Annotated in this window: 11 protein-coding genes, 2 tRNA genes and 1 pseudogene; 5 read left to right on the top strand and 9 right to left on the bottom strand. The window is 44.4% G+C overall.

The features are described from left to right. Both GRP75_RS14085 and lpdA read right to left on the bottom strand, forming a co-directional pair. A pseudogene (locus GRP75_RS14085) lies at nt 1-464 on the bottom strand (AraC family transcriptional regulator); the annotation flags it as partial. Nucleotides 465-585: 121 nt separating this feature from the next. Further along, nucleotides 586-1,971 carry a dihydrolipoyl dehydrogenase gene (gene lpdA, locus GRP75_RS14080; RefSeq protein ID WP_160789603.1) on the bottom strand — a complete coding sequence of 462 codons (1,386 nt, stop codon included), beginning with the start codon at nt 1,969-1,971 and terminating at the stop codon, nt 586-588. Between the two features lie 196 nt (nt 1,972-2,167). On the opposite strand from lpdA, the gene GRP75_RS14075 reads away from it, so the two are divergent. Next, on the top strand, nt 2,168-2,734 hold the full coding sequence (locus GRP75_RS14075; protein ID WP_023987933.1) for a TetR/AcrR family transcriptional regulator: 567 nt from the start codon (nt 2,168-2,170) through the stop codon (nt 2,732-2,734). 143 nt (nt 2,735-2,877) lie between these two features. Here the strand turns inward: GRP75_RS14075 and GRP75_RS14070 are convergent, their stop codons facing one another. Then, nucleotides 2,878-3,756, bottom strand: coding sequence for a radical SAM/SPASM domain-containing protein (locus tag GRP75_RS14070; RefSeq protein ID WP_025719701.1), 879 nt, complete (start codon nt 3,754-3,756; stop codon nt 2,878-2,880). A gap of 230 nt (nt 3,757-3,986) precedes the next feature. Here GRP75_RS14070 and GRP75_RS14065 point away from each other — a divergent pair, with 230 nt between their 5' ends. From GRP75_RS14065 to GRP75_RS14055, 3 genes are read left to right on the top strand one after another with little or no spacing between them, the layout of a single operon-like run. Beyond that, nucleotides 3,987-4,742: a helix-turn-helix domain-containing protein gene (locus tag GRP75_RS14065; protein WP_160789602.1), complete on the top strand. Its 756-nt coding sequence runs from the start codon at nt 3,987-3,989 to the stop codon at nt 4,740-4,742. Nucleotides 4,743-4,759: 17 nt separating this feature from the next. Next, nucleotides 4,760-5,410, top strand: a complete 651-nt coding sequence (locus GRP75_RS14060; protein ID WP_160789601.1) for a GNAT family N-acetyltransferase — start codon at nt 4,760-4,762, stop codon at nt 5,408-5,410. After that, a complete protein-coding gene (locus GRP75_RS14055; protein WP_160789600.1) occupies nt 5,407-6,411 on the top strand; it encodes an alpha/beta hydrolase family protein in 1,005 nt (334 codons plus the stop codon). The genes GRP75_RS14060 and GRP75_RS14055 overlap by 4 nt, the downstream gene beginning before the upstream one ends. A 144-nt stretch (nt 6,412-6,555) precedes the next feature. On the opposite strand, the gene GRP75_RS14050 is transcribed toward GRP75_RS14055, so the two are convergent. From GRP75_RS14050 to nrdR, 3 genes are all read right to left on the bottom strand, one after another. Then, nucleotides 6,556-6,628, bottom strand: a tRNA-Lys gene (locus GRP75_RS14050). A 12-nt stretch (nt 6,629-6,640) separates the two neighbouring features. Beyond that, a tRNA-Ala gene (locus GRP75_RS14045) sits at nt 6,641-6,716 on the bottom strand. 130 nt (nt 6,717-6,846) lie between these two features. After that, nucleotides 6,847-7,314: a transcriptional regulator NrdR gene (gene nrdR / locus GRP75_RS14040; protein ID WP_013309614.1), complete on the bottom strand. Its 468-nt coding sequence runs from the start codon at nt 7,312-7,314 to the stop codon at nt 6,847-6,849. A 105-nt stretch (nt 7,315-7,419) separates the two neighbouring features. On the opposite strand from nrdR, the gene GRP75_RS14035 reads away from it, so the two are divergent. Beyond that, nucleotides 7,420-7,644, top strand: a complete 225-nt coding sequence (locus GRP75_RS14035; RefSeq protein ID WP_013309613.1) for an alpha/beta-type small acid-soluble spore protein — start codon at nt 7,420-7,422, stop codon at nt 7,642-7,644. Nucleotides 7,645-7,763: 119 nt separating this feature from the next. On the opposite strand, the gene GRP75_RS14030 is transcribed toward GRP75_RS14035, so the two are convergent. The 3 genes from GRP75_RS14030 to GRP75_RS14020 all read right to left on the bottom strand — a co-directional run. Next, nucleotides 7,764-8,327: a lytic transglycosylase domain-containing protein gene (locus GRP75_RS14030; protein WP_023987928.1), complete on the bottom strand. Its 564-nt coding sequence runs from the start codon at nt 8,325-8,327 to the stop codon at nt 7,764-7,766. After that, entirely contained in the window at nt 8,324-8,920 is a 597-nt protein-coding gene (gene coaE / locus GRP75_RS14025; RefSeq protein ID WP_023987927.1) for a dephospho-CoA kinase, read from the bottom strand. Before coaE ends, GRP75_RS14030 begins: the two co-directional genes overlap by 4 nt. Nucleotides 8,921-8,931: 11 nt before the next feature. Next, nucleotides 8,932-9,640: manganese efflux pump (locus GRP75_RS14020; RefSeq protein WP_160789599.1), on the bottom strand; the 709-nt coding region annotated here is incomplete at its 5' end.

The following is a 9,640-nucleotide window of genomic DNA, read 5'->3' as shown; positions in this document are numbered from 1 at the left end:
ACAAATTGTTGAAATAAGGCTTTGACATGCAGTTTGCCAAGTCCGGAAGCTTCACGCCATTCTTGCTCCAACAGCTTCACTTTATCGTACAGGGGCAGTGGGTAATGAGGTGCGAAAGCATACTGGTTCTGAAAAGGATTTTCCTTTTCCAGCAATTGTGCAATCTCTTTGCGGCTAGGCAGGGCCAACGTTGCCTTGTACAAAATGATGTAATATTCAAGCACCTCTTCCGCCAGGATACTCAGGCACATTCCTTTTCCGCCATGCAGTACATGGAAACGCTCTACCCTGTGAATACTGTTATCCAACCGTACCCGTGCGTTTCCACGAACGGTATACAAGAACGCACTGGCAGGAAGTCGATAGGTTCGTAGCTCCTCCCCTTCTTCGATCTTCTTATGACGAACATCCATCACCTGTATAAAAACATGATTCCACAGCAAAATGTGATCATTCAACTTCATTGCTTTTGTTCAGCCCCCGATCCAAACCATCCACGTACCTGCTCAAACTCATATTCAAACTATAATATATTATAGTTGATAATTATTCTCACAGGCAATGAAGTGATTTCATACGGAGCCTCTACTTTGGACGGTCCATTTTTCTGACCGCATTCTCCGCAGCCTCCATGATTACTTCTCCCAATGTAGGATGGGGATGAATGGTTAGAGCTAAGTCTTCTACGGTTGCTCCCATCTCGATAGCCAGAGCAAGCTCGGAAATGAGTGTTGAAGCTTCGACGCCGACGATTTGCGCCCCCAATACGATCCCCGACCCCTGCTTTGCTACGATTTTGATGTACCCCTCTGCTGCCCTTAGCGCCAATGCTCTGCCGTTAATTGCAAAGAAAGCTCTGCCAATGACAATCGGTAAGGCTTTTTCCTTTGCTTCTGTTTCACTTAGGCCAACACTAGCCAGCTCTGGTTCAGAAAAGACAACCAGCGGCATGGCTTTATAATCCACTTTAGCAGCTTGACCTGCAATCGCTTCTGCCGCAATCTTCGCTTCATAGGAAGCCTTATGGGCAAGGGCTGGACCCTCCGTAATATCTCCAATGGCAAAAATATGCGGAATAGCCGTTCTACACTGCTCGTCTGTCTCGATCAACCCCCTGCTCGTCAGTGGCAAGCCAATGTGCTCCAATCCTAATCTGCCATCCGTATTCGGTTTTCTGCCTACAGTAACTAATACAAACTCAGCGGTGACATGATGCTGCTCTTGATCTTTTGAATAATGCAGCGTAATAGTATCCGTATTCTGCACGACTTTTTCGGCTATCGCCCCAGTTACGATGCTTGCACCATCTGTTTTCAATTGCTTAACAACAGGGGCCACAAGGTCCGTCTCAAATCCCGGCAGCACCCGTTCCCCTCCCTCCAGAATCATTACCTTTGTTCCAAATTTGGCATACATTTGTCCAAGCTCAACGCCAATATATCCACCACCTATCACGATCAGGCTGGACGGAACCGCTGGAAGCGAAAGCGCCTCTGTAGAGGACAAAATACGTCCGCCAAACGGAAATGCTTTCAGCTCGATTGGACGGGAGCCGGTTGCCAATATGGCATACTTAAAGGATATCGTTTGTTCCGCTCCATTTTGATTGATGATGGCTGTATGCCCATCAACCAAACTCGCCTCCCCTTTCAGAATGCTCACACCTGCCGTTTTCATTAAAAAGCCAACTCCGCCTGCCTGCTTATTCACAATCCCCTGTTTGAAAGCCTGAGCATTCACGAATGACATCGCTGCATCTGCCTGATTTACCTGCCTGAGTATCTCATAGCGATGTGCTTCGGCAATCAAAGCTTTGGATGGAATGCAGCCCACATTCGTGCACACTCCACCTAGCTGACTGCGTTCAACAATCGCCGTTTTCATTCCAAGCTGAGAAGAACGCAATGCTGCCACATAACCTCCTGGCCCTGATCCAATGACCAGTGTTTCTACAGATTCATGCTTGCTCATAACTAATACCTCCTGTTAAAATGGCATGATTTAAAATATGATGATTATAATATATTATAGTCATCATATTTTAAAAGCGTCAATAGTCTTGATCAGCCTTTCTGAAGTTGTCGTTATAGGAAGACAAATTGACACGTTTTATTATGATGATTATAATATTTTGAAGTTAGCATTATAAACCCGTGGAGTGATTACAATGCCTTATCCAAAAGGCCATAAGATGAAAGTGCGGAGTAAGATCGTTGAAAGTGCTGCCCAAGCTTTCCGTGCCAACGGTATTCAAGATGTAAGTGTGCCCTTTATTATGAAAGGGGCAGGATTAACTCACGGCGGGTTTTATTCACACTTTGATAACAAAGAACAGCTAGTCGCCGAAGCCTGTCGCTATGCCGTCAGTGATACCCTCGCACTGCTTCAGGAGGCCGTTGACCAAGAAAAGCAAGATCCTAAAATTAATGTTGTCATCGATTACTATTTAAGCACCCATCACCGTGATCGAACAGAAATAGGCTGTATTATTCCTGCCCTTTCCGTAGAAATAGCCCGTTCTTCCGAAGAAATCCGGCAGATATTCACGCAGGAGTTGGAAAGAATGATTACGTTTATCTCCAATTTGGGGGGAATGGATCAGTCCAAGGGCAGTGCATTGTTCAGTAGTATGGTTGGTTCTCTTGTGCTTGCACGTTCTGTTAATGATCCTAAACTGAGTGACAGCCTTCTCTCGGCAGGCAAACAGTATGCCAAAGCGCTGGTTAATAGTTGAATGTAAGTATGTTTTACGTATGCAAAAAATCCGCTAAACACCAAGAAATCCTTGATGTTTAGCGGATTTTTCCTAAGAATCTAAACTCAAAACGGAGGTAACGATTTGTCAGAGATTCGAAGTCTCCACCTGCCAAATCTCGGTTATGTTCCAAATCGTTTGCGGTACCCGCATTTTCGGCATAACTCTTCTACCGCTTCTCTCTTAGAGAACCCGAAGTACAGACGGTTTGCACGCTCCCCTTCCACAATGTCGGAAAAAGATTGTTCATGCACGTTACCTAAATTTATGACGCCTTCTCCATCCAGACAGCAAGGGACCACCGTTCCATCCACCAATACCGCCGCTTGGCTACGGAGTGCATGGCAAAAGCCTTTTCCGTCATCTTCCGGAGCACTGAGGCTCGGCCATTCAAATTCATGGTCTTGATTCAAATAAACGTTTGGTGCGATTTTGACCCCACTGCCCGGTATCACCTTTTCCTCAATCCGATAGTCCAGTCCAAACTCTTGCTCCAGTCGTTCAAGTGTTTCCCGGTTGCGCTGACGCTGCACATTAGTCAAATTATCTTCAGTCAAGTTCCAGAGACGGAACGAAATAATGACATTGTGTTTCACCGCTTCTCTTACAAACGTGAAAATATTACCCAAATACCCTTCTCGATCCACGGAGCCTTCATGCCCGTCAAAACTGTGGAGAGAGAAGTTCATCTGACGCAGCGCTGGCTGCCCAAGCAGCTTATGTCCGGTCTTCGGCAGCAAGGTACCATTGGTGGTTATATTGACCTTCAAGCCTTTCTCATGAGCACTTTCCAGCAAAAGATCAATTTTCGGATGGAGCAACGGCTCTCCTTTTACATGCAAATAGATGTAATCCGTGTGTGGTTTGACCTGATCAAGCACATTTCGAAAGACTTCCGGATCAATAAATTTTTTGACACGCTGTGTTTGAGGACAAAAACTGCATGCGAGATTGCAAATGCTCGTTATCTCAATGTATACCTTTTTAAAAGTTTTCAACATGATTTCCCCATTCTAACCTTCATCCGGAGCATCTTGTTTATGCTCACTAATCTTATGATTATAACGGGTTATCACCGACAGGTAAACTCTCCAGTCTCTCCCTTGGTGTGGGCATCAAATGCTCGACACATACGCCTATCCAAGATTTGATTTGATATTTTCTATTGACCCTAGGTCTGACCTAAGGTTTATAGTGGAGTTATTCAACTATCAGTAAAGGAGTCCTACCATTGAAAGAACACATTACGATCAGCCAGCTTGCTCAGCTCATGAATGTATCTGTACATCAACTGCGTTATTTTGAAGAAAAGGGAGTCCTGTATCCATCACATACAGAAGAAAATCAATATCGAATGTACGGGCTTCATGAGATTTATCAGCTTTCGCATATTTTATTATTACGCAAATTAAATGTCCCTGTCGATCAGATTCAAGAATGTATGACTTCCTATGCTGCCGATGACTATAACCAGCTTTTAGAGCATTCGTTGCAGAAGGTACAGGCCGAAATAGCTAACTTGAAGATGCATGAACAGTTTATTCACAAAGTGTTAGAAGAACATAATAATCGGGCCCAGCAGGACGATGAGTATCAGGTCAAACGATTAGGTCCCCGTCATTTAAAGCTATGGTTTGCATTGGAGAATGGTCAAGAGCTCACTGCCGGTAACCTATTTGAACACCGCCCTGCCCCACCTCGATTATTTGAAAATGACCTGCATTACTTGTCTGATGCTGGACAGGCGAAGCTATGTTATGAAACGGCGGATGTGGCTGACTATATTCTGGAAGAGGGCAACTATCTTTATAAGCATCTTTCCGTCATTGAAGAACCAGAGATTGATTATGAAATTAAACAAATGGAACGATATGTAGCTCATCACCAATATAACTGCCAAAGCAAGATTGTTCTAGTAGAAAAATCTTATCTTTCGATGTTCGACAACAACAAGCTGCAATACGAAATTCAGGTTAAAGTAGAATAAATCTTGGAGGGCGTTAAATGAGTGCAAAATCCTTTGACATTGTTGCATACCAGAAACAAGACCATGAAGCTGTTTGCAGTCTTTTAGTCGAATCGTTTAAAGCAAAATTCCAATCTCTTGTTACACTGGAGGAGCAAGATATACAGAAGTTGTTAATGCAGGTTTGGGTTCAAAATCCTTATTCTTCATCTATGAAACAATTTGTAGCCAAAGAGAACGAAGATGTTGTCGGTGTTCTTTCCCTCAAATGGAAGGCCCCCTCCTCTTCACTTCCTGAAACAAATCCCATTTCTTTAGCTCCGCTCCTAAAACAGTTTGGTTGCTTCAATGTATTTAAATTTTTGACAGGTATGCATGCGCTGGAGTATACCCCCGCTGCAAATGAGTGTTACATTGATCATTTGGCGATTCGTTCAAGTCATCGTAACCAGGGAATAGGACGCCTTCTTCTAGCTTTCGCACAGCAATTTACGGTTGAATCTGGGTTTCATGCATTGACGCTTCATGTAGCGCATAAGAACCAAGGGGCTATCCGTTTGTATCACAAACTGGCGTTTGAAGTAGAACAATCCAAGTATAATGGGTTACGGCATTTTTGGTTCAAGGAGCCTGTATGGTATCTGATGAGTTGGAAAGAGAACCTGCATTCGAGGAGAGAGCATCGTTGAAAAAAACATTCAAGCTTACTTTTGGTATTGCGGCAGCTCTGGCTGTTGCCTTGATACTAATTGTTCTATATCAAAATTCCTACAAGATGACAGAAGAAAACATACAAATTGCGACACCTAAAGGGCTGTTAACAGGTACATTAGCTTTGCCTAGGAACTACTCGGGAAAGGTTGGACTGGTTGTTTTTGTCCATGGGGATGGTCCTATTAATGACACATATGATGATGGATACAAACCACTGTGGGAAAAGTTCGCTTCCAAGGGTTATGCCTCCCTGTCACTGAATAAGCCCGGTATTAACAGCGCTCCTGGCAATTGGCTCGACCAAAGCATGGAGGACCGCGCACAGGAGATCCGATATGCAATAGACTGGGCAAGAAGCTTACCGATGATTGATAAGCAAAAAATCGGCCTATGGGGAGCCAGTCAAGCAGGATGGGTCATTCCGAAGATCGTTAAAGAGGAGCATGATATTGCATTCAGCATCCTTGTATCGCCTGCCGTGAACTGGATTTCCCAAGGACAATTTAATACCAGAAAAGAAATGGAACAAGAAGGAGCTACTCCGCAAGAAATTCAAAAGACATTGAACTACGATCAAGAAGTTCTACAGTTACTGAAAAAACATGCTTCTTATGAAGAATATCTAGGCATAGCCGATCCTGACGATATGATTTCCAAAGAAAGATGGAGCTTTATAGGCAAAAATTTTCTGTCTGATTCCACCGAAGAATTAAGTCACTTCCATTCTCCTGTACTCTTGGTTCTGGCTGGCAAAGATATTAATGTTGATGTAAAGGGTACCGAGCGAGTCTATCGCCAGAAAATACCTCCAGAACTGCTGTCCGTGATTCATTTACCTGAAGCCGACCATTCCATGATGGATGAAAAAATCGCGCGTTCAAAATCTCTAACTTTCTTAACAGCCGTATTCGCCCCCAGAAAATTGGTGAATGGTGAGTATCTCAAATCCCTTTCCGATTATGTCAGTCAGCGTTAAACAATGATGTTCTTTTTTGCCATACTTCTTTTGATATGCTAATGAAAAAATGCTAATGAAAACCCCATAACTGTTCTCGGTTAGACTGGGAATAGATCTATAAACAACAAAAAAACGGCATCTCTGCCGTTTTTTCTAAAAGGATGGACTCTCAGGGACTCGAACCCTGGACCAATTGATTAAGAGTCAACTGCTCTACCAACTGAGCTAAGAGTCCATAATAAAAGTTTGGTGGAGCCTAGGGGGATCGAACCCCTGACCTCATCGCTGCCAGCGATGCGCTCTCCCAGCTGAGCTAAGGCCCCATCATAAGTAAGTTAATCAACGTTTCAAGCGACTTCTATATCATATAAAATTTTTATTCCTGTGTCAATACTTTTATAAAAAAAATATAATCATCTTCCCACCTTGACCCAAGAAAGATACAGTCAGCGATCAGTCGCTGGCTGTATCTTTAGATAACAATGTTTTCAGTTCCTTCATAAACATATTGATGTCTTTAAACTGACGATAGACGGACGCAAAACGTACGTAGGCGACTTCATCCACTGGGTAAAGCTGTTCCATGACCAGCTCCCCGATCTGCTGACTATCGACTTCTGTGGCTGCTGTGTTGCGGATAGCGTTCTCCACCTGGGATACGATCATATCCAATTGCTCGACGGATACTGGGCGCTTCTCACAGGCTCGAATGAGACCGCGCAGCATTTTATCACGACTAAACTCTTCACGGCTGCCGTCTTTTTTGATGACCATGAGTGGGGTTTCCTCCACCATTTCAAAGGTGGTAAAACGCCTGGCACACTGCTCACATTCACGGCGGCGACGGATGGACTTGTTATCATTCGCAGGTCGCGAATCCAACACTTTCGTGCCATTGTAGGCACAATACGGACATTTCATAATCTCACCACTTTCTTTTTCCAATAAATTCCCGAAGATTTTTAGTAATAATTTTGTCAAAACGGATCATAATATGTTTACCACATCGCGAGGAGGTGAACAACAATGGCACAAGGAAACAATGGCAACTCCAACAATCTGGTAGTCAGCAGATCCTCCGGCGCTCTGGAGCAAATGAAATATGAGATCGCTCAAGAGCTGGGTATCAGCATTCCTCAAGATGGATACCAAGGTAACATGACTTCCTATGAGAACGGTTCGATCGGGGGCTACATCACAAAACGCCTCGTAACGATCGCCGAACAACAATTGGCAGGTCAATACCAATAATCGCGGTAATAATGCAGAAATAACAAGAAAAAGTGTATGGACGGGCTGCTAAAAACAGCCTGTCCTGCGCTTTTTTTCATTTTAAAGCGAAAAGGCTCATCATGTCATTAACTTGTCTTTTAAAAATCATTATAAATTTTCGTGTATTGCCTGTAGTAATAAATGACCCGCTGTACATAATGTCGTGTCTCACCAAAAGGGATTTGCTTAATGGACTCTTCTTTTCCATCCCACACTCCCTTATCGAGCCACTCTTGAACTTTACCCGGCCCTGCATTGTAAGCAGCTACGATTGCTACAGGATTATCCTGAAACTTCATGGATAGGTTATGCAAATACCAGGTTCCCAGCTCTATATTGGTACCAGGCTCGTGCTTGACACTGTCTAGCGGAACCTTTTGAATCTGGGCGCTGTCCATAATCCAATTTGCTGTATTCGGCATAATCTGCATCAACCCCAGTGCACCCTTATGCGATTGCTTACTGGTTTTAAAATTGGTTTCTACGCGGATAATAGACGCCACCAAAAATGGGTCCACTTCATACGTTTGTGAATACTGCCGAATCTCATCCTTATATTGAATCGGATAGAACCAGGACATCCAATTTGAATTGAGGAACAGAATCAGGACAAACCCGACAAACAAAGTGAGCAGGACTCTTTTCTTTCGCAAAATGTTCATGCAAGTCCCTTCCGCTGCCAAAATTGATCAATTTGTCGTTTCGTCTCAGACTGTGTTCCGCTATTATCGATAACGATATCGGCCAAGTTTTTCTTTTGTTCAATATCCATTTGTGCGGACAGCCGAAGTCCAGCTTGTTCCTCCGTCAGACCGTCTCTGAGCATCAGACGCTGGAGCTGAATATCACGTGGTACGTACACAACCATAATTTCCTCGTACAAGCTCTCCAGCCCGGACTCGTACATTAACGGGATATCTGCCAAAACAAGCTTGTCCGGCTGTTCCCGTTCATATGCTTCCATACGCAGTCGCATTTCCTCACGAATAGCAGGATGTGTAATATCGTTAAGTGCCTGCCGCTGGGCAGGGTCTCCGAATACAATCTCACCCAGTTTTTTGCGGTGCAGGGTTCCGTCACTGTTCACTATAGCTTGTCCAAAATGCTGTATGACCGCCGCCAGCACCGGATGCCCCGGAAGCATCACTTCCCGGGCAATGGCATCTGCGTCGATCAGCAGCGCACCTTTGGCGACCAAAAGAGCCGACACGGTGCTTTTTCCGGTAGCAATACCTCCGGTTAATCCGATATTCATGCTCTTTCACCTCATAACAGCTTCAATATGCCCATCATAATCAGTAATAATGCCGGCAATACACCCAGCGCCTTCATAAATCGAAATGCTGATAGAAAGAAGCCTGCCTTCATCCCTGCAATCAAAAATGTTCCACTGAATAACGTAATAGCCAGCGCAGTAGACAGTGGCTGAAAACCAAGCATAGCTGCCCCTAATCCCGCTCCGAACGCATCGACCGATAATGCAATACCCAGCCAAACCGCTTCGGTAGCAGATATACTGCCAGAACGGTCCATATCCGCAGCAGACGGGCTTCGAAGAATCCGAATAACAAGTCCCCATTTGCGGAACTCCAGAGAAAATAGCGTTCGCTCCTGCTGCTCTACAGAAGCTTCTGCCGACAGATCTTTTCTTGAGCTAAGGAAAGACTCTGTATCAGCATCCTCTATACTCTTCTTCTCTCCAAGAACAGATCTGCTCACTGGATCAGTCTGTTCTGTAAGAAGCTGCCCCCGAGAGGCCTCCGCTGAATCCTCTAGCGAATCCTCTTTGCGGTGCAGAGCTTGAAACAAAGAGTAACAGCCGATACAGATCAGGATGACAGCGCCGAAAACGGTCGTATATACAGGAGACAGGACACGAGATAGTAATGCGCCCAATTGCATGGATATGCCAATCACCAAACCTGAACATACGGAGATGATAGCAATCGACAACAGTGGAATTTTCATTTTGCGC

The organism is Paenibacillus sp. OT2-17 (genome assembly GCF_009827695.1).
Lineage (GTDB): Bacteria > Bacillota > Bacilli > Paenibacillales > Paenibacillaceae > Paenibacillus > Paenibacillus polymyxa_B.
The sequence above is the reverse complement of the archived record's forward strand: the minus strand, read 5'-3'. Positions and strand labels throughout refer to the sequence as shown.